24 protein-coding genes and 4 tRNA genes are annotated in these 24,789 nt (G+C 44.9%); 1 reads left to right on the top strand and 27 read right to left on the bottom strand.

From position 1 onward, the window contains the following. Positions 1–2: 2 nt before the first annotated feature. The 27 genes from rplP to ABD880_RS10285 form a co-directional block, all read right to left on the bottom strand. Positions 3–425 (bottom strand): 50S ribosomal protein L16, encoded by a 423-nt coding sequence (rplP, locus tag ABD880_RS10155; RefSeq protein WP_066508625.1) that lies wholly within the window; start codon positions 423–425, stop codon positions 3–5. A 28-nt stretch (positions 426–453) separates the two neighbouring features. Then, entirely contained in the window at positions 454–1,242 is a 789-nt protein-coding gene (gene rpsC / locus ABD880_RS10160) for a 30S ribosomal protein S3 (protein WP_345165410.1), read from the bottom strand. Positions 1,243–1,247: 5 nt separating this feature from the next. Next, positions 1,248–1,634: a 50S ribosomal protein L22 gene (rplV, locus tag ABD880_RS10165; protein WP_345165413.1), complete on the bottom strand. Its 387-nt coding sequence runs from the start codon at positions 1,632–1,634 to the stop codon at positions 1,248–1,250. Further along, complete coding sequence (gene rpsS / locus ABD880_RS10170; protein ID WP_066508617.1) at positions 1,634–1,912, bottom strand: 30S ribosomal protein S19; 279 nt, start codon at positions 1,910–1,912, stop codon at positions 1,634–1,636. The genes rplV and rpsS overlap by 1 nt, the downstream gene beginning before the upstream one ends. A gap of 3 nt (positions 1,913–1,915) precedes the next feature. Further along, positions 1,916–2,740: a 50S ribosomal protein L2 gene (gene rplB / locus ABD880_RS10175; RefSeq protein WP_066508614.1), complete on the bottom strand. Its 825-nt coding sequence runs from the start codon at positions 2,738–2,740 to the stop codon at positions 1,916–1,918. 12 nt (positions 2,741–2,752) lie between these two features. Continuing rightward, on the bottom strand, positions 2,753–3,040 hold the full coding sequence (rplW, locus tag ABD880_RS10180; RefSeq protein WP_345165417.1) for a 50S ribosomal protein L23: 288 nt from the start codon (positions 3,038–3,040) through the stop codon (positions 2,753–2,755). Further along, complete coding sequence (gene rplD / locus ABD880_RS10185) at positions 3,040–3,672, bottom strand: 50S ribosomal protein L4 (RefSeq protein ID WP_345165419.1); 633 nt, start codon at positions 3,670–3,672, stop codon at positions 3,040–3,042. Before rplD ends, rplW begins: the two co-directional genes overlap by 1 nt. A 1-nt stretch (position 3,673) precedes the next feature. Beyond that, positions 3,674–4,294, bottom strand: coding sequence for a 50S ribosomal protein L3 (gene rplC / locus ABD880_RS10190; RefSeq protein WP_345165422.1), 621 nt, complete (start codon positions 4,292–4,294; stop codon positions 3,674–3,676). A 322-nt stretch (positions 4,295–4,616) separates the two neighbouring features. Beyond that, positions 4,617–4,922, bottom strand: a complete 306-nt coding sequence (gene rpsJ / locus ABD880_RS10195; protein WP_048919298.1) for a 30S ribosomal protein S10 — start codon at positions 4,920–4,922, stop codon at positions 4,617–4,619. Positions 4,923–4,933: 11 nt separating this feature from the next. Continuing rightward, the gene (gene fusA / locus ABD880_RS10200) at positions 4,934–7,033 is read right to left on the bottom strand and encodes an elongation factor G (protein WP_345165427.1); all 2,100 of its coding nucleotides are present in this window, start codon (positions 7,031–7,033) and stop codon (positions 4,934–4,936) included. 3 nt (positions 7,034–7,036) lie between these two features. Continuing rightward, positions 7,037–7,504: a 30S ribosomal protein S7 gene (gene rpsG / locus ABD880_RS10205; protein ID WP_066508604.1), complete on the bottom strand. Its 468-nt coding sequence runs from the start codon at positions 7,502–7,504 to the stop codon at positions 7,037–7,039. A gap of 14 nt (positions 7,505–7,518) precedes the next feature. Then, on the bottom strand, positions 7,519–7,935 hold the full coding sequence (gene rpsL, locus ABD880_RS10210; protein ID WP_066508603.1) for a 30S ribosomal protein S12: 417 nt from the start codon (positions 7,933–7,935) through the stop codon (positions 7,519–7,521). A 102-nt stretch (positions 7,936–8,037) separates the two neighbouring features. Beyond that, positions 8,038–8,352, bottom strand: coding sequence for a DUF3467 domain-containing protein (locus ABD880_RS10215; RefSeq protein WP_345165434.1), 315 nt, complete (start codon positions 8,350–8,352; stop codon positions 8,038–8,040). Positions 8,353–8,355: 3 nt separating this feature from the next. Further along, positions 8,356–12,672 (bottom strand): DNA-directed RNA polymerase subunit beta', encoded by a 4,317-nt coding sequence (rpoC, locus tag ABD880_RS10220; RefSeq protein ID WP_345165437.1) that lies wholly within the window; start codon positions 12,670–12,672, stop codon positions 8,356–8,358. Positions 12,673–12,796: 124 nt separating this feature from the next. Then, positions 12,797–16,669, bottom strand: a complete 3,873-nt coding sequence (rpoB, locus tag ABD880_RS10225) for a DNA-directed RNA polymerase subunit beta (RefSeq protein ID WP_345165440.1) — start codon at positions 16,667–16,669, stop codon at positions 12,797–12,799. Positions 16,670–16,829: 160 nt separating this feature from the next. Beyond that, positions 16,830–17,210 carry a 50S ribosomal protein L7/L12 gene (gene rplL / locus ABD880_RS10230; protein ID WP_160693401.1) on the bottom strand — a complete coding sequence of 127 codons (381 nt, stop codon included), beginning with the start codon at positions 17,208–17,210 and terminating at the stop codon, positions 16,830–16,832. Positions 17,211–17,246: 36 nt separating this feature from the next. Continuing rightward, positions 17,247–17,774 (bottom strand): 50S ribosomal protein L10, encoded by a 528-nt coding sequence (gene rplJ, locus ABD880_RS10235; RefSeq protein WP_345165445.1) that lies wholly within the window; start codon positions 17,772–17,774, stop codon positions 17,247–17,249. A 12-nt stretch (positions 17,775–17,786) separates the two neighbouring features. Continuing rightward, on the bottom strand, positions 17,787–18,476 hold the full coding sequence (gene rplA, locus ABD880_RS10240) for a 50S ribosomal protein L1 (RefSeq protein WP_345165448.1): 690 nt from the start codon (positions 18,474–18,476) through the stop codon (positions 17,787–17,789). A gap of 11 nt (positions 18,477–18,487) precedes the next feature. Beyond that, entirely contained in the window at positions 18,488–18,931 is a 444-nt protein-coding gene (gene rplK / locus ABD880_RS10245; protein WP_066508587.1) for a 50S ribosomal protein L11, read from the bottom strand. 12 nt (positions 18,932–18,943) lie between these two features. Beyond that, positions 18,944–19,501: a transcription termination/antitermination protein NusG gene (gene nusG / locus ABD880_RS10250; protein ID WP_345165453.1), complete on the bottom strand. Its 558-nt coding sequence runs from the start codon at positions 19,499–19,501 to the stop codon at positions 18,944–18,946. Positions 19,502–19,516: 15 nt separating this feature from the next. Further along, entirely contained in the window at positions 19,517–19,708 is a 192-nt protein-coding gene (gene secE, locus ABD880_RS10255) for a preprotein translocase subunit SecE (protein ID WP_345165455.1), read from the bottom strand. Positions 19,709–19,734: 26 nt separating this feature from the next. Further along, positions 19,735–19,807: transfer RNA gene (locus ABD880_RS10260), tRNA-Trp, on the bottom strand. 109 nt (positions 19,808–19,916) lie between these two features. Continuing rightward, on the bottom strand, positions 19,917–21,104 hold the full coding sequence (gene tuf, locus ABD880_RS10265) for an elongation factor Tu (RefSeq protein ID WP_345165458.1): 1,188 nt from the start codon (positions 21,102–21,104) through the stop codon (positions 19,917–19,919). A 62-nt stretch (positions 21,105–21,166) separates the two neighbouring features. Then, a tRNA-Thr gene (locus ABD880_RS10270) sits at positions 21,167–21,238 on the bottom strand. A gap of 49 nt (positions 21,239–21,287) precedes the next feature. Continuing rightward, positions 21,288–21,360: transfer RNA gene (locus tag ABD880_RS10275), tRNA-Gly, on the bottom strand. A gap of 76 nt (positions 21,361–21,436) precedes the next feature. Next, positions 21,437–21,519: transfer RNA gene (locus tag ABD880_RS10280), tRNA-Tyr, on the bottom strand. Positions 21,520–21,637: 118 nt separating this feature from the next. Beyond that, entirely contained in the window at positions 21,638–24,181 is a 2,544-nt protein-coding gene (locus ABD880_RS10285) for a M1 family aminopeptidase (protein ID WP_345165460.1), read from the bottom strand. Between the two features lie 82 nt (positions 24,182–24,263). On the opposite strand from ABD880_RS10285, the gene ABD880_RS10290 reads away from it, so the two are divergent. After that, positions 24,264–24,758, top strand: coding sequence for a biotin/lipoyl-containing protein (locus ABD880_RS10290; protein WP_345165462.1), 495 nt, complete (start codon positions 24,264–24,266; stop codon positions 24,756–24,758). The last annotated feature ends 31 nt before the right edge of the window (positions 24,759–24,789 follow it).

Consider the following 24,789-nt stretch of genomic DNA (forward strand, 5'->3'; position numbering starts at 1 on the left):
GATTATTTCTCAACGTAATCTCTACGTACAACAAACTTAGTTCTGACAGGCAACTTCTGAGCAGCTAGACGCAGAGATTCTTGAGCTACTTCTAGTGGAACTCCATCAGATTCAAACATAATGGTACCTGGTTTTACCACGGCTACCCAATACTCTGGAGATCCTTTACCTTTACCCATACGCACCTCGGCAGGCTTCTTTGTAATAGGTTTGTCAGGGAAAATACGAATCCAAACTTGGCCTTCACGTTTCATGGCACGCGTCATAGCGATACGCGCAGCTTCAATTTGACGGCTAGTAATCCAAGAGGCTTCTAACGACTTGATGGCAAATGATCCAAAGGAAATTGTACTTCCTCTTTGGGCCAGACCGCGGACACGGCCTTTTTGCATCTTTCTATATTTAGTCCGTTTTGGTTGTAACATTTTTAATTAACCTAAAATGGTTGAACAACTACTTGCGTTTGGCACCACCACTACGCTTCTGGTTTGCATCACCAGGGCGTTTGTTGCGACCGTCACGACGGTCGTTGCCACCTCTTTCATTCCGATCATTGCGAGGACCTCCTGTTGAAGGACCACCGCTCTGCTGACCAGCATTTGGAGATAAGTCACGCTTTCCGAAAACTTCTCCTTTGAAGATCCAAACTTTGATCCCCAATTTACCATATACTGTTTGAGCTTCTGACAAAGCGTAATCAATATCAGCTCTCAAAGTATGTAGAGGAGTGCGGCCTTCTTTGTAATGCTCTGTACGGGCCATTTCAGCACCACCTAAACGGCCTGAAACTTGAATCTTAATACCTTCTGCACCTACTCTCAAAGCTGAGGCAATTGCTTGCTTCATGGCTCTTCTGAAAGAAATACGTGCTTGCAGTTGCTGCGCTACAGACTCACCTACCAATTTGGCATCCAACTCAGGACGCTTAATTTCAAAGATATTGATTTGAACATCTTTGCTGGTGATTTTCTTAAGCTCCTCTTTGATCTTGTCAACTTCTTGACCGCCTTTACCAATAACAACACCTGGACGGGCAGTGTTAATAGTAATGGTGATTCTCTTTAAGGTGCGCTCAATGATGATTTTTGAGATGCCACCTTTAGGAATTCTGGCAAGAATATATTTACGGATTTTTTCGTCTTCAATAAGTTTGTCAGCGAAATCCTTACCTCCGTACCAATTAGAGTCCCAGCCTTTAACGATACCTAGTCTTAGGCCAACTGGATTAACTTTTTGTCCCATTTTAACTATTTGGCTTTGTTAGATTCGGATGATTCAACTGATTCCACTACTGGTTTTGAATCAATCACAAGCGTTACATGATTTGATCTTTTTCTGATCCGGTGACCTCTACCTTGAGGAGCTGGACGAAGACGCTTCAACATCTTTCCTTCATCAACTTTAACTTCTTTGATGAAAAGGTTTGCATCTTCAATACGGGCATCTGCATTAGCAGCCTGCCAGTTAGATAAAGCAGATAATAAAAGCTTCTCTAGCTTAGGTGCACCTGCATTGGCTTCAAATTTAAGTAAGCCAAGAGCGCGTGTAACACTTTTACCACGAATCAAGTTCGCTACCAATCTCATCTTACGAGGTGAGCTTGGTACATTATTTAGTTTAGCTACCGCTTCCATTATCTCTTACCTTTATCCTTTTTAGCAATATGGCCTCTGAAGTTTCTGGTTGGAGCAAACTCACCTAACTTGTGACCTACCATGTTTTCAGTTACATACACAGGAATGAATTTATTCCCGTTATGTACTGCAAATGTATGACCTACAAAATCCGGGGAAATCATGGAGCGGCGTGACCAAGTTTTGATAACCGCTTTTTTACCAGATTCGTCCATTGCCTGGACTTTCTTATCGAGCCTAAAGTCAATATAAGGCCCTTTTTTTAATGATCTTGCCATTACTTATTTTTTCCTTCTATTAACGATCAGGTTCTCTGAGTATTTATTCTTGTTTCTGGTCTTCTGACCTTTGGCGTACAAGCCATTACGTGAACGTGGGTGACCACCTGATGACTTACCTTCACCACCACCCATTGGGTGATCGACAGGGTTCATAGCAACACCTCTTACACGTGGTCTGATACCCATCCATCTGCTACGTCCGGCTTTGCCCAACTTCACATTCATGTGGTCTGCATTAGATACTGATCCTACAGTAGCCATACAGTTCACCAGAACCATTCTCATTTCACCTGAAGGTAACTTCAAAGTTGCATAACGGCCTTCTCTTGCTACAAGCTGTGCATAAGATCCTGCACTTCTTGCCATGATACCACCATTACCTGGAGTTAACTCAATGTTGTGTACAATGGTACCTAGAGGAATATCAGAAAGAGGAAGCGCGTTGCCCACTTCTGGAGCTACTCCTGGTCCTGATACTACTGTTGCGTCCACTGCCAAGCCTGCTGGAGCAATGATGTAGGTTTTCTCACCATCTGCATAGTAAAGAAGCGCAATACGAGCCGTTCTGTTTGGATCGTACTCAATCGCTTTTACTGTTGCAGGAACACCGTACTTCGTTCTTTTGAAGTCGATGATACGGAATCTTTTCTTATGCCCACCGCCTATGTAGCGCATGGTCATACGACCCGCATTGTTACGTCCACCAGATTTTTTCTTGGATGCCAACAAAGATTTCTCAGGCTCGCTCTTCGTGATTTCAGTGAAGGCTGGCGCGATTCTAAATCTTTGACCTGGTGTTGTTGGTCTTAGTTTTCTTAATGCCATTCTATTTTAAACTTAGATGCCGCTGTAGAAGTCAATAACTTCTCCCTCTTTCAATGTTACAATAGCTTTCTTGGTAGAGGCTGTACGACCCGTAACTACTCCTGATTTCGTGTTTCTTGATTTCAGTTTGCCTTGGGTACGCATAGTAGAAATTTTCTCTACTGTAACTCCGTATTTAGACTGGATCGCTTTCTTGATCTCAATCTTATTTGCTTTTCTATCAACCTCAAAGGCAAACACTCCCTTTTCTGCAAGGGCTGTCAGCTTCTCAGTAAGCAATGGTCTTTTTAATATGCTCATTATTTTGTGGCGTAAAGTTCTTCAAGAACTGAAAGAGACTCTTCTAAACAAATTACTCTATCAGCATTTAACAAATCATAGGTTGTTAAACCTGAAGCGGTAGCAATCTTCACTTTAGGAACGTTTCTGCTAGACAATACCGCGTTTGTGTTCACTTCGCTAGTGATCACAAGCGTTTTCTTGGCAGATAGGTTCAAGCCATTTAGAATAGCAATGAAATCCTTTGTTCTAGGGGTGTCAATTACCAGGTTGTCTAACATGACAACTCTATCACCTTTCGCCAAAGTTGACAAAGCTGACAATCTTGCCACTGCTTTCAACTTCTTATTCAGCTTGAAGCTGTAGTTTCTTGGCTTAGGTCCGAATACACGGCCACCACCTACAAATACTGGAGACTTCAATGAACCTGCTCTGGCTCCACCTGTACCTTTTTGCTTTTTGATCTTTTTGGTTGACCCTGCAATTTCAGCACGCTCTTTTGACTTGTGCGTTCCTTGACGTTGGTTAGCCAAGTATTGCTTTACATCCAGATACATGGCATGTTCATTTGGCTCAACACCAAACACAGACTCTGGAAGAGTTACTTTTCTTCCTGTATCTTGGCCTTTACTATTGAAAACTGATATCTCCATCTTATTTCTCAACTACGATAAATGAATTTTTAGCACCAGGCACAGAACCACTTACCACCAAAACGTTTTGTTCTGGCAAAATTCTTAGCACACGAAGGTTTTGGATTTTAACTCTGTCGCCACCCATTCTACCAGCCATACGCATTCCTTTGAATACTCTGGAAGGCCATGAACAGGCACCAATTGAACCAGGGTGTCTTGCTCTGTTGTGCTGACCGTGAGTCTGCCCACCAACACCGGCAAAGTTATAACGTTTTACAACGCCTTGGAAACCTTTACCTTTAGAGGTACCTACTACGTCTACAAATTCACCTTCTTCAAATGAACCAACGTTTACTTCATCTCCTAAAGAATATGATGCAACGTCTTCTAATCTAAATTCAACTAGCTTTTTCTTAGCAGTTGTGTTAGCTTTTTGGAAGTGGCCAGCAAGCGCTTTGCTTGTTCTTTTTACTTTCTTCTCTCCGTATCCAAGCTGGATAGCTGTGTAACCATCCACTTCCTGCGTTTTGACTTGGGTCACAACGCATGGTCCTGCTTGAATCAAAGTACAGGCCACGCTCTTACCCTCAGGTGTGAAGAGGCTTGTCATTCCGATTTTCTTACCGATAATTCCAGGCATTCTACTTTATTTATTTAACAATGAATATACTACACCCGTTTAGGTGTTATTTGGGAGTGCAAAGTTCATTATTTATTTTTTCTTTTACAAGCCCCGCTAAATTATTTGTTTTCAGATACTAATGATTTGGAATATTATTATCTGTCAAATTCCCTTTAGTATCTAAGACCTTTTAAATATTGGCTTCTTAATTTTTATGAATCACCTAAAATTACCCTTTCGTCGTTTTTAGCCTGTTTTCTCGAAAACAGGCTAAAAACGACGAAAGGGTAAAAAAAAAGGGAGAGGTCAAACCTCTCCCTTTTTAATGGTATTTAAATTATCAGACTTTGATCTCAACATCAACGCCGCTTGGCAATTCTAATTTCATCAAAGCATCTACTGTTTTAGATGAAGTAGAATAGATGTCTACTAGTCTTTTGTAGGTACAAAGTTGGAATTGCTCACGCGCTTTTTTGTTTACGTGTGGAGAGCGCAATACTGTGAAAATATCTTTCTCAGTTGGCAAAGGAATGGGACCACTCACGATCGCGCCAGTCGCTTTCACCGCTTTCACGATTTTCTCTGATGACTTGTCAACCAGATTGTGATCGTAAGATTTCAGCTTAATTCTGATCTTTTGATTCATTCTATTTCAACTTATTTAGCTGTTCCTTTTAATTTTGCGATGATACCATCTGCCAAGTTTTGCGGTACTTGCTCATAATGAGAGAAAGTAAGCGAAGCTGTTGCACGACCTGAAGTGATAGTACGTAAGTCAGTTACATAACCGAACAGTTCAGAAAGCGGAACATCAGCTTTAACTACTGTTGAAGTTCCTTTGGTATCCATACCTTTCATGATACCTCTTCTTCTGTTCAAGTCACCTGTCACTGGACCTGTGTACTCATCTGGTGTCACTACGTCTACTGCCATGATTGGCTCAAGTAATTTTGGAGCACACTGCTTACCAGCTTCTCTAAATCCTTGACGAGCTGCCAATTCAAATGAAAGTGAGTCAGAGTCAACGTCGTGGAATGATCCATGGAACAAACGCACTTTCATTGAATCAATCGGGAATCCTGCCAAGATACCATTCTTCATGGCCTCTTCGAATCCTTTTTGAATTGCTGGGATAAATTCTCTAGGAATTACACCACCTACAATTGCGTTCTCAAACTCAAGACCTTGCTTGCCATCTTCACGTGGTCCCATGTTGAACACGATGTCCGCGAACTTACCACGACCACCAGACTGCTTCTTGAACACTTCTCTGTGCTCAACCATCTTAGTGATTGTTTCTTTGTAAGCTACCTGAGGAGCACCTTGGTTCAATTCAACCTTGAACTCACGCTTCATGCGGTCAATGATAATCTCCAAGTGAAGCTCGCCCATACCTCTCAAGATAGTCTGACCAGTTTCCTCGTCAGTGTTTACTTGTAAGGTTGGATCTTCTTCAATAAGCTTGGCAATTGCCATACCCATTTTATCAGAGTCAGCCTGAGTTTTCGGCTCAATTGCATATCCAATTACTGGCTCTGGGAAGTCCATTGATTCCAAAACAATTTTCGCGTTTTGGTCACAAAGAGTATCACCAGTTTTAATGTCTTTGAAACCTACAACTGCCCCAATATCTCCAGCACTTAGTCTTTCAATTTGGTTTTGCTTGTTGGCATGCATCTGGAAGATACGTGAGATACGCTCTTTGTTATTAGAGCGGGTATTGTACACGTAAGATCCTGATTCTAACACACCTGAATAGGCGCGCACAAAGCATAAACGACCAACGTAAGGGTCAGTGGCAATTTTGAAGGCTAGGCCTGCAAATGGCTCACTCTCGCTTGGTTGACGTGTAACTTCTTCTCCTGTATCTGGATTGGTTCCTACAATGTTTTCCTTGTCAAGCGGTGATGGGATAAGAGCCATCACATAGTCAAGCATTGTTTGTACGCCTTTGTTTTTAAAAGAAGAACCACATAGCATTGGCACGATAGCCATGTCAATGGTTGCCTTACGAAGCGCTTCAATGATTTCAGCTTCTGTGATAGATGCTGGATCCTCAAAGTATTTCTCCATTAGAGCCTCGTCGTAGTCGGCTACTGCCTCCAACAACTTCTCTCTGTATTCCTCAGCCTCTTCCAACATATCATCTGGAATTGGAACTTCGGTAAAGGTCATGCCTTTATCGTGCTCATTCCACTTGATACCTCTAAAGTTTACCAAGTCAACTACCCCTTCAAAGTTGTCCTCTGCACCAATTGGTAATTGAAGTGCTACGGCATTGCTACCCAACATTTCTTTCACCTGCTTACAAACTCCTAAGAAGTCAGCACCAGAACGGTCCATTTTGTTAACGAAACCAATACGGGCAACTTTATAGTTATCAGCTAGTCTCCAGTTAGTCTCAGACTGTGGCTCAACACCATCTACCGCACTAAACAAGAATACTAGACCATCTAATACACGAAGGGAACGGTTTACCTCTACGGTAAAGTCAACGTGACCAGGTGTATCAATGATGTTGATGTGGTATTTCTCGCCTCTGTAGTCCCAGTTTACAGTAGTAGCGGCAGAGGTAATGGTGATACCTCTTTCCTGCTCCTGCTCCATCCAGTCCATGGTGGCAGCTCCATCGTGTACCTCTCCTATTTTGTGGCTTACACCAGCATAGTAAAGGATACGCTCTGTAGTAGTGGTCTTACCGGCATCAATGTGCGCAGCAATACCTATGTTACGTGTGTATTTTAAATCCCGAGCCATTAATTAGAATCTAAAGTGTGAGAATGCCTTGTTGGCTTCCGCCATTCTGTGAGTATCGTCTTTCTTCTTCACAGCAGCACCTTCTCCTTTAGCTGCAGCGATGATCTCACCGGCTAATTTATCCATCATTGTTTTCTCACCTCTCTTACGAGCGTAAGAAATCATCCATTTGATTCCGAGAGAAATCTTTCTATCCGGACGCACCTCAGTTGGTACCTGGAAAGTTGCACCACCTACACGGCGGCTTTTCACCTCTACACCTGGCATGATATTGTTCAATGCTTTTCTCCAGGTCTCAAGACCGCTCTCCTTAGTTCTTTTCTCAACTAAGTCGCAAGCATCGTAGAATATCTTGTATGCAGTACTCTTTTTACCGTCCACCATCATGTAATTCACAAATCTGGTAACTAGAGTCTCTTTGTACTTAGGATCAGGAAGAAGAATTCTCTTCTTTGGTTTTGCTTTTCTCATTATCTAAATCCTTATTATTTTTTCTTACCGCCTTTACCTGCTGCAGCCGCTGGCTGACCTGGCTTAGGACGCTTAGCTCCGTACTTAGAACGGGACTGTAGACGACCGTTTACACCAGCTGTATCCAATGCACCACGGATGATGTGATATCTTACACCTGGTAAGTCTTTCACACGACCACCTCTGATTAACACAATAGAGTGCTCCTGTAGGTTGTGGCCTTCACCAGGGATATAAGCATTGACTTCTTTGCCGTTTGTCAAACGCACACGAGCCACTTTTCTCATTGCTGAGTTTGGCTTCTTAGGTGTGGTTGTGTAAACGCGTGTACACACGCCACGTCTCTGCGGACATGAGTCAAGGGCTGGGGATTTAGACTTAGATGTTAGTTTCTCTCTTCCCTTTCTTACTAATTGTTGTATAGTAGGCATTTACTAACTTTTTAAACTGATTTCTCTCTTCAAAAAATGGTTTGCAAAGGTATAAATTTTGCTTTGCAAATTCAAAGTTTTAATTCACTTATTATTAATGGCTTAGGCTTCGCCTATGGTTCCGCCAAAGTTTAGAGGAAAGCTGGGGGCTTCCTGCGTCTGCTTTATGCCCCCAAAACTCTCTTCATACTTTTGGATGTTTTCCTCCAAAGCAGCCAAGAAACGCTTGGCATGCTCTGGAGTAATCACCACTCTTGCTTTTACTTTGGCTTTCGGAATTCCGGGCATCAAGCGGATAAAGTCAATCACAAATTCACTATGTGAATGGGCAATCATGGCTAAATTAGCGTACTGCCCTTCTGCAATCTCCTCTGTCAGCTCAATGTTTATCTGACTTTGCTGTTCCGTCGCGGCCATCTCTTACTTCTCCTGCAATTCGCCTTGCTTAGATTTTACACCTGCTTGTCTGCTGGCGGTTAGAGCTTCATACTCATCCTTGGATCCAACAATCAATTTAGTGTACTCTCTAAGTCCGGTACCTGCCGGGATCAAGTGACCCACGATTACGTTTTCTTTCAAGCCTAACAACTCATCCGCCTTTCCTTTGATAGCTGCTTCGCTCAATACCTTAGTGGTCTCCTGGAAGGATGCCGCTGAGATAAAGCTTTGCGTACCTAGGGATGCTTGGGTGATACCTTGCAAGGTTGGTCTTGAAACTGCTGGCTGCGCATCACGCACTGTTACAATTCTAAGGTCACGACGCTTCAAACTGGAGTTCTCATCTCGCAGACGACGAGCGGTTACAATCATACCTGGTTTCATGGCTGTTGAGTCTCCTGCATCCTCCACTACTTTCATGTCAATGATCATATCATTCTCTTCCATGAACGTTACTTTGTCCACTGTCTGGTTCTCTAGGAAGCTTGTATCACCTGGGTCAAGAACGTTCACTTTCTGCATCATCTGACGAACCACTACTTCAATGTGCTTGTCATTGATCTTCACACCTTGCAAGCGGTATACCTCTTGAATTTCGTTCACTAAGTATTCCTGCACGGCGCCTGGTCCCTGTATGTTCAAGATATCGTTTGGAGTGATGGCACCATCAGACAATGGAACACCGGCACGCACAAAGTCATTGTCCTGTACTAGGATGTGCTTGGAAAGAGGCACCATGTACTTCTTCTTCACGCCGTCCTTAGACTCAATATAAATCTCGCGGTTACCGCGCTTTATACCGCCATAGGTTACCACACCGTCAATCTCACTCACTACTGCTGGGTTAGACGGGTTACGTGCCTCAAAGAGCTCCGTAACGCGTGGCAGACCACCTGTAATGTCGCGGGTCTTACCAATAGCACGAGGGATCTTAGCCACAATCTGACCAGCGTTGATTTTCTGGCCATCCTCTACCGTGATGTGGGCACCTACTGGAATGTTGTAACCTTTCGGCTCACCATTGGCAGGGTTCACGACGATAGCAGGGTTTTTGGTTTTATCCTTCGTCTCAATGATAACCTTCTCACGGTGACCAGTCTGCTCATCTGACTCCTCACGGTAGGTGATACCTTCCACTATGGAATCATACTCAATAGACCCGTCAAACTCTGACAAGATAACCGCGTTGTATGGATCCCAGTTACATAGCTCATCGCCTTTGGCAACCTCTTGTCCTTCATCCACTACTAAGAATGAACCATAAGGAACGTGGTTACTGATCAACAACTTGCCTGTGTTAGGATCCACTACTTTCACTTCACCAGAGCGTCCCATTACCACTTTCACGCGGTCACCTTCGGCATTGGTAGTATCAATAGTTCTAACGTCTTCAAACTCAATCTTACCGTTGAACTTGGCACGAATGGCTGCATCTACCGCAATGTTAGAGGCAGTACCACCCACGTGGAAAGTACGAAGGGTCAACTGCGTACCTGGCTCACCAATGGACTGTGCGGCAATTACCCCAACAGCTTCCCCTTTCTGCACCATTTTACCGGTTGACAAGTTGCGGCCATAGCACTTGGCACAGATTCCGCGTTTCGTCTCGCAGGTTAATACTGAACGAATCTCAACGGCTTCAATGGCCGTTCCTTCAATGATCTTGGCTACCTCCTCGGTGATTTCATTACCAGACTCAAGGATGATCTCATTGGTGTGCGGGTTCACGATGTCATGAACGTTCACACGACCCAAGATACGCTCAGATAGAGACTCAACGATGTCTTCATTGTCTTTCAAGGCGCTCACCTCAAGACCACGCAAAGTACCACAGTCAGGTTCATTCACGATCACGTCTTGGGAAACGTCTACCAGACGACGAGTCAAGTAACCCGCATCTGCCGTTTTCAAGGCCGTATCCGCTAGACCTTTACGAGCACCGTGGGTAGAGATGAAGTACTCAATTACATCCAGACCTTCTTTAAAGTTAGATAGAATTGGGTTTTCAATGATCTCCCCTACGGATCCTTGCAATGACTTTTGTGGCTTGGCCATCAAACCTCTCATACCCCCCAGCTGACGGATCTGCTCTCTAGAACCACGGGCTCCGGAGTGCATCATCATGAAGATGGAGTTGAAACCTTGATCGTCTTTCTCAAGACGGCTCATCAATGTTTCTGTGATTTGGTTGTTGATACGTGTCCAGATGTCAATTACTTGGTTGTAACGCTCATTGTCCGTGATAAGACCCATTGAGTAGTTAGCCCATACAGCATCCACATCTTTCTTAGCCTCAGCTACCAAGATGTCTTTCTCTTTAGGGATCACAATGTCACCAAGACCCATGGACAGACCGCCTTTGTAAGCAGACTGGAATCCTAGGGTTTTGATATCATCCAGGAATTGAGCCGTTCTGGCCATTCCTGTCACCTTGAACACACGAGAGATGATTTGCTGTAGCTTCTTCTTGGTAAGAAGTTCGTCTACATAGCCTACCGCCTCTGGTACCAACTGGTTAAAGAGAACTCTACCAGCAACCGTCTCAATTAACTGGGTAGTTAATTCTCCGTTTTCGCCGGCAACTTTCGCTCTAACTTTGATATAAGCCTGCTTAGACAATCTGCCTTCATTGATGGCAATAATTACCTCTTCAGCGCTATAGAATGACATACCCTCGCCTTGGATCTTCTCCTTCTCGGTGGTACGCTTTCCTTTGGTTACGTAATACAGACCCAATACCATGTCCTGAGAAGGTACCGCAATTGGAGCACCGTTGGCAGGGTTCAAGATATTATGGGCAGCTAGCATCAACATTGAGGCTTCCAAAACAGCTGCCGGTCCTAGTGGAACGTGCACCGCCATCTGGTCACCGTCAAAGTCAGCGTTGAAGGCCGTACACACTAGTGGGTGTAATTGGATTGCTTTTCCTTCAATCAGCTTTGGCTGGAACGCCTGGATACCTAATCTGTGGAGTGTAGGAGCACGGTTCAGAAGAACTGGGTGACCTTTCAACACGTTCTCCAGGATATCCCAAACTACTGGATCTTTTCTGTCTACAATTTTCTTGGCAGACTTTACCGTCTTCACAATACCGCGCTCAATAAGCTTACGGATGATGAACGGTTTGAAAAGCTCAGCCGCCATGTTCTTAGGCAGACCACACTCATGCAGTTTCAACTCTGGTCCTACTACAATTACAGAACGGCCAGAATAATCCACACGCTTACCAAGCAAGTTTTGACGGAAACGTCCTTGCTTACCTTTCAGCATGTCAGAAAGTGACTTCAAGGCGCGGTTACCTTCTGCTCTAACAGCGTTCACTTTACGTGAGTTGTCAAACAGGGAATCCACTGCCTCTTGTAGCATACGCTTCTCATTCCGTAGAATAACCTCTGGCGCTTTGATCTCGATCAAACGCTTAAGACGGTTGTTACGGATAATAACGCGACGGTATAAGTCGTTCAAATCTGAGGTTGCGAAACGACCGCCATCCAAAGGAACCAATGGGCGCAATTCTGGTGGAATCACGGGCACCATGCGGATCACCATCCACTCAGGCTTGTTTTCAATTCTAGTAGATGCGTCACGGAATGCCTCAACTACGCGAAGGCGCTTCAAAGCATCTGCCTTACGCTGCTGAGAAGTCTCATGCGCGGCAGAGTAACGCAAATCATAAGATAGGTCATCTAAGCTGATGCGCTCCAACAACATTTGTAATGCCTCGGCACCCATTCTCGCGATGAACTTGTTTGGATCATGGTTGTCCAACATCTGGTTCTCACGAGGCAGCTTGTCAATCATATCCAGGTACTCGTCCTCAGTTAAGAAGTCCAGCGTGTTCACACCGTCTTCTGCCAAGATACCTGGCTGAATCACTACATACCGCTCATAGTAAATGATCTGATCCAATTTCTTGGTTGGCAGACCCAATAAGTAACCAATTTTATTTGGCAATGACTTGAAGTACCAGATATGTGCTACCGGTACTACTAATTCAATATGGCCCATGCGCTCACGACGCACTTTTTTCTCAGTTACTTCAACTCCGCAACGGTCACAGATAATCCCTTTGTAACGGATTCTCTTGTATTTACCGCAGTGGCACTCCCAATCCTTCACTGGTCCGAAAATACGCTCGCAGAACAAACCACCCATCTCAGGCTTGTAGGTTCTGTAGTTGATCGTTTCCGGCTTAGTCACCTCTCCGTTTGATCTCTCCAGGATTGATTCTGGAGAGGCCAAGCTGATGGTTACTTTAGAGAAGTCTTGAACTAACTTTTTATTTCTTGCTAACGCCATGTTATGTGTTGCTAGATATGTAAAACTCCTATTTGTTCTTAAGGCATTTAATGTGAGTTAAGGAGACTCCAGAAAGAGCCGTTTTTGGCCTCTTTTTCTGAAATCTCCTTAAAACTGTATCACATTAGTCCAGCGTAATCTCTAGGGCCAAGCCTCTGAGTTCGTGAATCAACACGTTGAACGACTCAGGGATATTTGGCTTAGGCAACACGTCTCCTTTTACAATGGCTTCATAGGCCTTTGCACGACCAATCACGTCATCAGACTTCACGGTCAGGATTTCTTGCAGAACGTTGGCGGCACCGAAGGCCTCCAATGCCCACACCTCCATCTCACCAAAACGCTGACCACCAAACTGGGCTTTACCACCCAATGGCTGTTGCGTGATCAATGAGTATGGTCCGATAGAACGGGCGTGCATCTTATCATCTACCAAGTGACCAAGTTTCAGCATGTAAATCACACCAACGGTTACTGGTTGATCGAAACGATCTCCGCTCAAACCATCGTATAGATAGGTACGGCCATATACTGGAACGCCTGCTTCTTTCAACTCAGCAGATACTTCTTCTTCAGAAGCACCGTCAAAGATTGGCGTAGCGTACTTGCGTCCTAATTTCAGACCAGCCCAACCTAATACGGTCTCGTAAATCTGACCGATGTTCATCCTAGATGGTACCCCAAGTGGGTTCAATACGATGTCCATTGGTGTTCCATCTTCCAAGAATGGCATGTCTTCATCACGCACGATACGAGCGACAACCCCCTTGTTACCGTGACGGCCTGCCATCTTATCACCTACTTTTAGCTTACGCTTCTTGGCAATATAAACTTTGGCCAACTGTACGATACCAGCTGGTAACTCATCACCAACCTCAAGAGTGAAGCGATCGCGCTTGAAGCGAGCAGAAATAGTGTTGCGGCGCTTAGAGTAGTTCTTCACTAGCTCCAACAACATCTTGTTTGTCTGCTCATCTGCCGTCCATCCTTCTAGGATCAGATCCTTAAAGATGTTCACTTCCTCGGCTACGGCGTAGTTGCTTTCGTCCTTGTAAGGGTTTTTGTCAGGGAAAAGACCTTCGGTGATGTTCTTCTTGTTGAACTTGGCACCTTTGGCAATCATCTCGTCTCCGAAACGGTGACGAACGCCCTGGCTGGTTTTTCCTTCAAGCAATGCAATCAGCTTTTCTACCATGATGGTCTTCACGGCTTTCAGTTCGCTGTTGTATTTCACCTTCAGGTCTTCTACTTCCTTCTTAGACTTGGCCCGTAGGTTTTTGTCTTTCTTAGGACGAGAGAAGAGTTTCGTTTCGATTACAACACCATTCAACGATGGCGGCGCTTTCAAAGAGGCATCTTTCACATCGCCGGCTTTGTCACCGAAGATGGCACGAAGAAGTTTCTCTTCTGGTGTTGGATCAGTCTCTCCCTTGGGAGTGATTTTTCCAATCAAGATATCCCCTTCACGTACCTCGGCACCAATTCTGATGATACCGTTCTCATCCAGGTTACGAACTGCTTCTTCGCTCACGTTCGGGATCTCAGAGGTTAATTCCTCTTCGCCACGCTTCGTCTCACGAACTTCCAGTTCAAACTCCTCAATGTGAATAGAGGTGAAGATGTCATCTCTCACTACACGCTCAGAGATTACAATCGCATCCTCAAAGTTGTATCCTTGCCAAGGCATGAACGCAACTTGTAAGTTTCTTCCCAAAGCAAGTTCGCCTTGGTTAGTAGCATATCCTTCGCATAACGGCTGACCTTTTGTTACCTTCTCTCCTTTTTTAACCAAAGGAGTTAAGTTGATACAGGTATCCTGGTTGGTACGACGGAATTTAATCAAGTCATAGGTTACATACTCAGCGTCAAAGCTAATGAGCTTCTCAATGTCGCTTAGGTCGTAACGGATGATGATTCTGTCTGCATCAACAAAGTGAACCTCACCTTCGCCTTCGGCTCGAACCAATGCTCTGGAGTCCAGAGCGGCTCTGCCTTCTAGACCAGTTCCTACAATTGGAGCCTGTGGCTTCACCAAAGGAACTGCCTGGCGCTGCATGTTAGATCCCATCAAGGCACGGTTAGCATCATCATGCTCCAAGAAAGGAATCAATGAGGCGGCCACCGACACGATTTGGTTAGGAGCAACGTCCATGTAGGTATAGCGCTCTGGCTCTACCACTGGGAAGTCACCTTCAAAACGGCCTTTTACTTTATCGTTTACGAAGTTACCTTCTTCATCAATTCGGGCATTTGCCTGTGCAATGTGGTGGGTATCTTCTTCTTCAGCTGTCAGGTATTTCACAGTAGACGTCACATCCACTTTACCGTTCACCACATTTCTGTAAGGTGTCTCAATAAAGCCCATGCTGTTTACACGTGCGTGCACACACAGAGAAGAAATCAAACCAATGTTTGGTCCCTCTGGTGTTTCAATAGTACAAAGACGACCGTAGTGGGTGTAGTGAACGTCACGAACCTCAAAACCGGCACGCTCTCTGGATAGACCTCCTGGCCCTAGTGCAGATACTCTACGCTTATGCGTGATTTCTGCCAGAGGGTTGGTCTGGTCCATGAACTGAGAAAGCTGGTTGGTACCAAAGAAAGAGTTAATCACAGAAGACAATGTTCTGGCGTTGATCAAATCTACTGGCTTGAATTCCTCATTGTCACGCACGTTCATACGCTCCTTGATGGTTCTTGCCATACGGGCAAGACCTACACCAAACTGCGCATACAACTGCTCACCAACGGTTCTTACTCTACGGTTACTTAAGTGGTCAATATCATCCACTACCGCACGTGAGTTAATCAAACCAATCAGGTACTTCACAATTAGAACAATGTCCTCATTGGTCAATACCTTGGCTTCCCAGTTTTTGTCAAGACCTAGTTTCTTGTTGATTCTATAACGACCAACATCTCCTAAGTCATAACGCTTATCACTGAAGAACAACTTCTGGATGATATCTCTTGCCGTCTCAACGTCTGGCGCCTCTGTGTTACGCAACTGGCGGTAGATTTGCTCTACGGCTTCTTGCTCAGAGTTAGAGTTATCTTTCTGAAGGGTGTTGTAGATGATGGTGTAGTCAGCAATGTTAACATTCTCACGGTGGAGAATGATAGACTTAACACCTGAGTCAATGATGATGTCTAGATCGTCTTCGGTTACCTCAGAGTCACGCTCCAAGATTACTTCGTTACGGTCAATAGATACCACTTCACCAGTGTCCTCATCTACAAAGTCTTCTGTCCAGGTTCTTAGAACCCTTGCAGCCAACTTTCTACCTACAACTTTCTTAAGTGTTTTCTTATCAGCTTTTACTTCTTCTGACAACCCGAACAAGTCAAGGATGTCTTTGTCAGTACCGTAACCAATGGCTCTTAAAAGAGTAGTAACCGGGAATTTCTTCTTACGGTCAATGTATGCGTACATCACGTTGTTCACGTCTGTCGCAAATTCTATCCAAGACCCTTTGAAAGGAATGATTCTGGCAGAATATAGTTTGGTGCCGTTGGTGTGCTTGCTCTGGGCAAAGAACACGCCTGGCGAACGGTGCAACTGAGATACAATCACGCGCTCGGCGCCATTGATCACAAATGAACCTTTCTCGGTCATATAAGGGATGTTCCCTAAGAACACCTCTTGCTCAATTGTTTCAAAATCTTCATTGTCATCATCATTACAGATGAGGCGAAGTTTTGCTTTCAACGGAACAGAATACGTTAAGCCGCGGTCAATACACTCGTCAACGGAGTATTTTGGTGGGTCAACGTGGTAGTCAACGAATTCAAGAACGAAGTTCTCTCTTGAGTCAGAGATTGGAAAGTTCTCTGCAAACACTTTGAAAAGACCTTCTTCTGTGCGGTTTTCGGCGGCTGTTTCCAATTGGAAAAAGTCCTGGAAGGACTTCAGCTGTACATCCAAAAAGTCAGGGTACTCGATGACCTTTTTGATGGAAGCGAAATTAATCCGCTCTGTCGTTTTACTTGTAGCCAAAGTTGTCTGATTTAAACGTTTAAACTTTGTCGCGCTAACACCTGATTATCAGGCACTAAGCATTCAATTTTCTAGAAATTCCTTTCTAGGTACAAACAGGAAAAGACCTGACGAAATTGCCAGGTCTAACCCTTAGTGGTAATGGATGTTGTAGTGTGGATTACTTAACCTCCACTTCAGCACCAGCTTCTTCCAATGCTTTTTTCAATGAATCTGCTTCATTTTTATCAACACCTTCTTTCAAAGGCTTAGGAGCACCGTCAACTAGTTCTTTTGCTTCTTTCAAGCCAAGGCCTGTTAGTTCTTTAACTAGCTTCACTACTGCTAGTTTAGAGGCACCTGCTGACTTAAGAATAACATCAAAAGATGTTTTTTCTTCTGCAGCAGCTCCAGCGTCTCCGCCAGCGCCACCAGCCATCATAACAGGAGCAGCTGCTGCTGGCTCAATACCATACTCATCCTTAAGGATTGTAGCAAGTTCATTAACCTCTTTTACAGTTAAGTTAACCAACTGCTCAGCGAATGCTTTCAAATCTGCCATTTTTATTAGTAATTAAAAGTTGTTTTAAATTTAAGTTTATTGTTCTCTTTCTGATAAAGTCTTCACTACGCCTGCCAAGATGTTGCCACCGCTCTGTAGAGCAGAGATAACGTTTTTGGCTGGTGACTGAAGAAGTCCGATAAGGTCTCCCAGTAATTCCTCTTTTGATTTGATGTTGCTCAACGCATCCAACTGCTCTTCACCTAGGTAAATGCTGCTGTCAATGTAAGCACCTTTCAAAAGAGGCTTCTTTGCGCCTGACTTGCGGAAGTCTTTCAGCAATTTAGCTGGACCGTTTCCTGCACCGTTGGCAAACAAAATCCCAGAAGAACCTTTCAAGGCTACATCCATAGAAGATGTATCTGCATCAAGAGTATCTAGGGCTTTGCGGATCAAAGTGTTTTTGTACACCTTGTATTCAATCCCTCTGTCAAAACAAAGTCTTCTGAAGCTATTGATAGTTGCTACCGTCAGTTCTGAAGCATCAGTGATGTAGAAGAATCCAGACTGAGCAAACTTTTCACCCAAGTCCTTTACAATGATTTCTTTTTCTTCTCTTGTCATCTCTTCGTCTCGTTAAATAGAGTTTTTATCTACCACCACACCAGGGCTCATTGTGCTAGACAATGTGATGCTTCTAATATAAGTTCCCTTGGCAGAAGATGGCTTCAAACGGTTCAGAGTAGCAATTACTTCTGTAGCGTTCTCAAACAATTGCTCTGGTCCGAAAGATACCTTACCGATGCTGGTGTGAATGATACCGGTCTTGTCAACTTTAAAGTCGATTTTACCAGCCTTAACTTCTTTCACTGCTTTGGCAACATCTGTGGTTACAGTACCTGCTTTAGGGTTTGGCATCAAGTTACGTGGCCCTAGGATTCTACCCAGTCTACCTACTTTAGCCATTACCGCTGGCATGGTAATGATCACATCAATGTCAGTCCATCCTTTTTCAATCTTCTGGATGTACTCATCTAAACCTACGTAGTCTGCTCCTGCGTCTTTTGCTTCCTGCTCTTTGTCAGGCGTGCAAAGCACTAATACACGAACATCCTTACCGGTTCCATGGGGAAGTGTAACCACACCTCTTACCATCTGATCAGCTTTGCGAGGATCAACCCCCAAACGCACGTCAATGTCAACTGATGCATCGAACTTAGTGAAAGTGATTTCTTTCACAACGTTCGCAGCCTCTAACAATGCGTACTCCTTGGCAGGATCGTACTTCGCTAAAACTGCTTTTCTGTTTTTAGAAATTCTAGCCATTTGTTTTTTAATTACTCACTCCAAGGAGCCGTACCAGACACTGTGATTCCCATGCTGCGCGCGGTACCTGCAACCAATTTCATTGCTGACTCAACTTTGAATGCGTTTAAGTCAGGCATTTTGATTTCTGCAATCTCTCTAATCTGATCCCAAGTTACAGAACCAACCTTGTTACGGTTAGGCTCTTTAGAACCAGCTTTGATCTTAGCTGCATCCATCAATAAAACCGGTGCCGGTGGAGTTTTAATTACAAAGTCAAATGATTTGTCAGTGTAAATTGTAATCAAAACTGGGCATACTTGGCCGGCTTTATCCTGAGTTCTAGCGTTGAACTGCTTGCAGAACTCCATAATGTTCAAGCCTTTAGAACCAAGTGCAGGTCCAATCGGCGGCGATGGATTCGCGGCGCCTCCCTTTACCTGAAGCTTCAGATAACCTTTTATTTCTTTTGCCATTATTATTTATTACTACTGTTCTTTTTCTACCTGCATATAGTTAAGCTCTACTGGCGTGTTACGGCCAAAGATCTTCACCATCACGTTCAACTTACGACGCTCTTCAAATACCTCTTCCACTGTACCGGCAAAACCATTGAATGGACCATCCATTACTTTCACGGTCTCTCCTACAATGAAAGGAGTCTCCAGGGTCTCTACTTGCTCATCCGTCTCGTCAACCTTTCCTAAGATGCGGTTAACCTCAGACATTCGCAAGGGAACTGGCTTGGAGGGCGCGTTTCCTGTTCCGGCTCCCAAGAATCCTATAACGCCCGGGGTACTCGTGATTAAGTGCTCAATTTCGCCGTTAGCTAAATCTGCGTGCACCAACACATACCCTGGAAAGAAACTGCGCTCACGCACCCGCTTCTTACCGTTACGCATCTCATACACCTTCTCAGACGGAATTAGCACCTGGGGCACCATCTCCGTTAAATTATGACGTGCCACCTCATTCTCAAGATAAGATTTTGCCTTCTTCTCTTGACCAGACACGGCCCGTACTACATACCACTTTAAATCTGCCATGCTTCCTCTTCTAGTTTAGAATTGGTTGTAAAACCATGACAATGAGGAATCGTATACCAAGTCCATAGCGCCTACTATGAGAGCAAAGACCAATGACCCCACCAAAACCAAGATAGAACTCTTCTGTAGTTCAGAATAGGTAGGCCAGGAGACCTTGTACTGCATCTCCTCTACTGTGTCATTGAAAAATTTTCTCAGCTTTTCCATTCTTTTGCTGCTATTAACTTCTGTTGCACGGGAGGTAGGACTCGAACCTACAACCAATGGTTTTGGAGACCACTACTCTACCAATTGAGCTACTCCCGTAAAAAAATGCACGCCATCGTTAAATGGAGTGCAAATGTATTATTTGTTTCTCAAAAAAACAAATCCGCTCCACTGAAGTAGTAGAGCGGATTTTATTTTTTACGACTAATTAGTCAAGAATCTCAGTAACCTGACCAGCACCTACTGTTCTACCACCCTCACGGATAGCGAAACGTAGACCTTTTTCCATCGCTACTTTGTTGATCAAGTCAACAGTGATAGTGATGTTGTCACCAGGCATAACCATCTCAACACCTTCTGGTAGCGTGATGATACCAGTTACGTCTGTAGTTCTCAAGTAGAACTGTGGACGGTAGTTGTTGAAGAATGGAGTGTGACGTCCACCTTCTTCTTTAGAAAGAACGTAAACTTCAGCTTTGAATTTCAAGTGAGGAGTTACTGAACCTGGCTTGCAGATAACCATACCACGACGGATATCAGTTTTCTCAATACCACGTAGCAATAGACCTACGTTGTCACCAGCTTCACCTCTGTCTAGGATCTTGCGGAACATCTCAACACCAGTTACTACTGATTTCAAGCCTTCAGCACCCATACCCAAGATGTCAACTTGCTCACCAGAGTTGATGATACCACGCTCAATACGGCCAGTAGCTACTGTACCACGACCAGTGATTGAGAACACGTCCTCAACTGGCATCAAGAATGGAAGGTCAGTCAAACGAGCAGGAATTGGAATGTAGCTATCTACTGCATCCATCAATTCTTCAATGGTTTTCACCCATTTCTCATCGCCGTTCAAACCACCAAGGGCAGAACCTTGAATAACTGGAATGTTATCGCCGTCGAAATCATAGAAAGAAAGAAGCTCTCTGATTTCCATTTCAACTAGCTCTAACAATTCTGGATCGTCTACCATGTCCACTTTGTTCATGAACACAACAAGAGCAGGAACACCTACCTGACGAGCCAAAAGGATGTGCTCACGCGTTTGTGGCATTGGACCATCTGTAGCAGCAACTACCAAGATAGCACCGTCCATCTGAGCAGCACCAGTAACCATGTTCTTCACATAGTCAGCGTGACCAGGACAGTCAACGTGCGCGTAGTGACGGTTCTCAGTAGCGTACTCAACGTGAGACGTGTTAATAGTGATACCACGCTCTTTTTCTTCTGGAGCGTTATCAATAGAAGAGAAATCTCTTTTTGCGGCTAGACCTTTGCCCGCTAAAACCTGAGTAATAGCAGCAGTCAAGGTTGTTTTGCCGTGGTCAACGTGCCCAATAGTACCGATGTTTACGTGCGGTTTGGAGCGATCAAATTGTTCTTTAGCCATTTTAGATAGTATTAAGTTCTGAGTTGAATAGACGTATTATTTGACAATAATATTACTCTTCGAGCCAACGATGGGAATTGAACCCACGACCCCTTCCTTACCAAGGAAGTACTCTACCCCTGAGCTACGTCGGCATAAGGAAAAGATGCAGCTTGCGCTGCATCCTCCTCTTTTTCTTTCAAGAGCGGGAGACGAGGTTCGAACCCGCGACCTACAGCTTGGAAGGCTGTCGCTCTACCAGCTGAGCTACTCCCGCTTGTTTTCTGGTAAACATCAGAAGCTTTCTCAAAACAACCTGTAACCTTGCTTTAGCTCCTGACCATTGTTAAGTGTGGGGGGAGAAGGATTCGAACCTTCGAAAGCTTACGCTAACGGAGTTACAGTCCGTCCCATTTGGCCACTCTGGAATCCCCCCCAATCTTTTTTCAAAGAACCCTTTTCCCGTCTTCAATCGCTGATTCCGTTCTAAGGAGATGCAAAATTAACGGCTTTTTGTTCCGTGTCAAACATTTGGGCAAAAATATTTTCTCTTGCTATGGTTGCTGGTTCATCCAGGCCGCCAAATCCGGGTGTTTTTCCAGTAGTTTAGACACTTCCATTTTGCGATCTTCAGTTTCTGCAATCCACAGAAGCACTTGAAAAGCAGTCTGTTTGATCACGGCTACTTTCTCTTTCTCCACCACTTCCACTAAGACCTTCCAGCCTCGCTCCTGGTCGTCAATATTTTTTTTCAGGAGATGGGCTCCTAAGCTCTGCAGGAAGTAATACAGGTTCTCATTTTTGAGTTGCGGCGCCTTTTGCAGGTACCAATCATAGATTTCGTTTTCTGTTGCTTCTGTAAAACTGGCAGCCAGGGCATTGACCACCTCTGGGTTTTTATAGGTCATGAACCTTTTAAGTTGTTCCAATGGTCCTTTGGTTTTAGCGTAGGCAAAGATGGAAGCCCCCACCACCTGGTAAGAACTGTCTTGCAGTCCCCGCTCAAATTTGGAGTAGGCTATTTCTGGCACTATGCTTAACACATATGTAGCCATGGCGCGCACTTGGCTATTCTTGTCCTTCTGCGCCATTTGTTCCAATTGTGCCTGGTACTGACTTTCCTTCAATTGTTCAGAGCCTGCCAGCATCTCAAGACCAAGGGTTCTTATCTTCCAGAATGAATCTCCTAAGGCATTCTTTATCACAGACTCTGACGGCTTCTCCCCTTCTATGAGATGGAACATGGCCAAAGACTTTGCAGCATATGTGGTACTGTTTAAGAATTGATTTTCCCAGTCCTGCGGGGTTTTGTCCTCTATGATCTGAGCCAAGAGCTCTTGCTCTGGATCCAACACCACCACCTGCGCAGGCTGTGCCATGGCAACAGTCAAGGTGTCTACCCTGTTTGCAACCAACAAGGCCATCTTCTCCATCTTGCCATTCTGCATAAGCCCTATGGTCAAGGGAAACCGATACACTGGCCGGGTCAGGCTATCTTGCACTTGGGCCACTCTTATTTTGAGAGAACCTCCTTCTTGCCATTTGGTGACCGCCAGCACGGGATGACCCGGACTTAAGAACCACTGATTGAAAAACCAGTTCAAATCTTGACCGGTCACGTCTTCAAAGGCCATGCGCAACTCATCAATCTCTACGGCTGTGTATTTATGCTGGGTTAGATACAAGTTTAAAGATGCATAGAAGGCCTCATCGCCTACCAGCTTTCTCAGCATGTGCAACACCCTGCCGCCTTTGGCATAAGAATGACTGTCAAACATGTCTTCCTTGTCCAGGTAGTTGTACCGGATTAATGGTTCCTGCTTAGACTGCGACTCCTGCAAGTACTGATGATAGGCTTCTTGATGGGTTAAGGCAGCTTCGTCGGCGCCATATTTATGCTCAGCCCACAGGTATTCAGAATAGTCTGCGAAGGACTCATTCAAAGGAAGGTTGGCCCAGGATTCTGTGGTCACGTAATCCCCGAACCACTGGTGAAACAATTCATGCGCGATGATGTGGTCCCAGTTCTTGTCCAGCAGCTCGCGGCGGTCTTGTTGCAAGGCTTCCATGAAGGTAGAGGCTGTGGTGTTTTCCATGGCACCAGACACAAAATTGCGCACCACCACTTGGGCATACTTATTCCAAGGAAAGCTAACACCCAGTTTTTTAGAGAAGAACTCCAGCATTTCTGGCGTACGCCCAAAAGTAGCCTTGGCGGTGCCCGCATATTCTGGCTCTACCCAATAGCTCACTTCTTTGCCGCGCCAGGTGTCTTTAATGACGGCGAAATTACCAATGACCATTGTGGCCAAATACGGCGCATGCGGCTGGTCCAGTTTCCAATGATCGGTACGCAGGTTGTTGGCTTCTTTCTTAGAAGAAACCAGCCTCCCGTTAGAGAGCGTCTTAAACTTGTCTTCAATAGTGATGAAGATCTCCTGGGTCATGCGCTCATTGGGCTTATCCACCGTCGGGAACCAGCAGGAACTGGCTTCGGTCTCGCCTTGGGTCCAGATTTGTTGGGGCATGTTGGGTTCTGTGCCCAATGGATTTATAAAGTAAAGCCCTTGGTCAGATGTTATAGCCTCACTACCTATGGCTTTCAACTCGGTGGGTTTGGCGGTATAGGCAATGAAGAGTTGCAAGGTATCTTGGCGCGTATAGGTCTTACCCAGTTGAATGGTTATCTGCCGCTGGTCATACGTATAGGGCAAGGTCTTGCCTGTTTTCCCCTGCCGCAACTCTACCTTGTGCACGTCAAAGCCTTTGGCATCTAACACTACCTGGGTTTGTGGGTAGAAGTAAGGCTTTAGGGTGATGGTGGCCTCTCCCATGAGCTGCTGCTTGGCCCAGTTAAACTTGACGGCAAGCCGCGTATGGAGTAAATCTATCTTCCGTTCGGCGGCGGGTTGGTAAGGGCCGTTGCTGGTTTTGGGCTTGGCAAAGGCGGCCACAGAATCTAAAATGGCGGTGGTATCCAGTGCCATGCCGGCTTCTTCTGAAGAGACTTTAGGCGCAGTGGGTTGCTTGGCGGCACAACCCGTCATGAAAAGACTGACGCCCATGGCGAAGAAGGCGCGGGAAAGGATATGGTTCATGCAGGGAAATTATTAACTTTGTGGAGCTAAGTTGGGAAATTACTTTCAAACTTACGTACACACGGTCTTAACCCTCCGCTTCATGTTGCAGGTAAAATCAGCCGCCCAGACGTGGCAAGTTGTCTTAGAGAAAAATCAGATACTCCTTAACAACACTCCTTTTACCTGGGATTTACTCCCGCTCACTCCTACTTCCTTCCATATTCTAAAAGACGGCAAGTCTTATACCGCTGAGCTTTTAGACATAGAGGCTGACACCAAAACAATCAGTATAAAAATAAACGGCACCGTGCATACCCTGCAGGTACAAGACCGCATGGACTTGCTGTTGGCCAGCCTGGGCATGGATCAGGCCTTGGTGCAAAAGATCAATGACATCAAAGCGCCAATGCCGGGCCTTATCCTGGACATTAAGGTTGAAGTAGGCCAAGAAGTGAAGAAAGGCGACCCTATCCTGATTCTGGAAGCCATGAAAATGGAGAATATCATTAAGTCTCCGGGTGACGGCGTGGTGAGCGCCATAAAAGTAAACGTGAAGCAGAACGTAGAGAAAAACCAGGTCCTAATTGTCTTCTAGACAAGGCGTTTTTCACCTGTTTTCCAGAAAA

Source organism: Nibribacter koreensis, assembly GCF_039541795.1.
In the GTDB taxonomy this organism is placed as follows: domain Bacteria; phylum Bacteroidota; class Bacteroidia; order Cytophagales; family Hymenobacteraceae; genus Nibribacter; species Nibribacter koreensis.

Coding starts and splice junctions, on each gene's coding strand:
- rplW (WP_345165417.1), bottom strand. CDS start 3,040: ATGAGCATATTAAAAAGACCATTGCTTACTGAGAAGCTGACAGCCCTT.
- ABD880_RS10215 (WP_345165434.1), bottom strand. CDS start 8,352: ATGGCCGCGACGGAACAGCAAAGTCAGATAAACATTGAGCTGACAGAG.
- tuf (WP_345165458.1), bottom strand. CDS start 21,104: ATGGCTAAAGAACAATTTGATCGCTCCAAACCGCACGTAAACATCGGT.
- rpsG (WP_066508604.1), bottom strand. CDS start 7,504: ATGAGAAAAGCAAAACCAAAGAAGAGAATTCTTCTTCCTGATCCTAAG.
- rpsS (WP_066508617.1), bottom strand. CDS start 1,912: ATGGCAAGATCATTAAAAAAAGGGCCTTATATTGACTTTAGGCTCGAT.
- rplK (WP_066508587.1), bottom strand. CDS start 18,931: ATGGCAAAAGAAATAAAAGGTTATCTGAAGCTTCAGGTAAAGGGAGGC.
- rplJ (WP_345165445.1), bottom strand. CDS start 17,774: ATGACAAGAGAAGAAAAAGAAATCATTGTAAAGGACTTGGGTGAAAAG.
- rplP (WP_066508625.1), bottom strand. CDS start 425: ATGTTACAACCAAAACGGACTAAATATAGAAAGATGCAAAAAGGCCGT.
- rplV (WP_345165413.1), bottom strand. CDS start 1,634: ATGGAAGCGGTAGCTAAACTAAATAATGTACCAAGCTCACCTCGTAAG.
- rplB (WP_066508614.1), bottom strand. CDS start 2,740: ATGGCATTAAGAAAACTAAGACCAACAACACCAGGTCAAAGATTTAGA.
- rpsJ (WP_048919298.1), bottom strand. CDS start 4,922: ATGAATCAAAAGATCAGAATTAAGCTGAAATCTTACGATCACAATCTG.
- ABD880_RS10285 (WP_345165460.1), bottom strand. CDS start 24,181: ATGAACCATATCCTTTCCCGCGCCTTCTTCGCCATGGGCGTCAGTCTT.
- rplL (WP_160693401.1), bottom strand. CDS start 17,210: ATGGCAGATTTGAAAGCATTCGCTGAGCAGTTGGTTAACTTAACTGTA.
- rpsC (WP_345165410.1), bottom strand. CDS start 1,242: ATGGGACAAAAAGTTAATCCAGTTGGCCTAAGACTAGGTATCGTTAAA.
- fusA (WP_345165427.1), bottom strand. CDS start 7,033: ATGGCTCGGGATTTAAAATACACACGTAACATAGGTATTGCTGCGCAC.
- secE (WP_345165455.1), bottom strand. CDS start 19,708: ATGGAAAAGCTGAGAAAATTTTTCAATGACACAGTAGAGGAGATGCAG.
- ABD880_RS10290 (WP_345165462.1), top strand. CDS start 24,264: ATGTTGCAGGTAAAATCAGCCGCCCAGACGTGGCAAGTTGTCTTAGAG.
- rpoC (WP_345165437.1), bottom strand. CDS start 12,672: ATGGCGTTAGCAAGAAATAAAAAGTTAGTTCAAGACTTCTCTAAAGTA.
- nusG (WP_345165453.1), bottom strand. CDS start 19,501: ATGGCAGATTTAAAGTGGTATGTAGTACGGGCCGTGTCTGGTCAAGAG.
- rplD (WP_345165419.1), bottom strand. CDS start 3,672: ATGGAGATATCAGTTTTCAATAGTAAAGGCCAAGATACAGGAAGAAAA.
- rpsL (WP_066508603.1), bottom strand. CDS start 7,935: ATGCCTACTATACAACAATTAGTAAGAAAGGGAAGAGAGAAACTAACA.
- rplC (WP_345165422.1), bottom strand. CDS start 4,294: ATGCCTGGAATTATCGGTAAGAAAATCGGAATGACAAGCCTCTTCACA.
- rplA (WP_345165448.1), bottom strand. CDS start 18,476: ATGGCTAGAATTTCTAAAAACAGAAAAGCAGTTTTAGCGAAGTACGAT.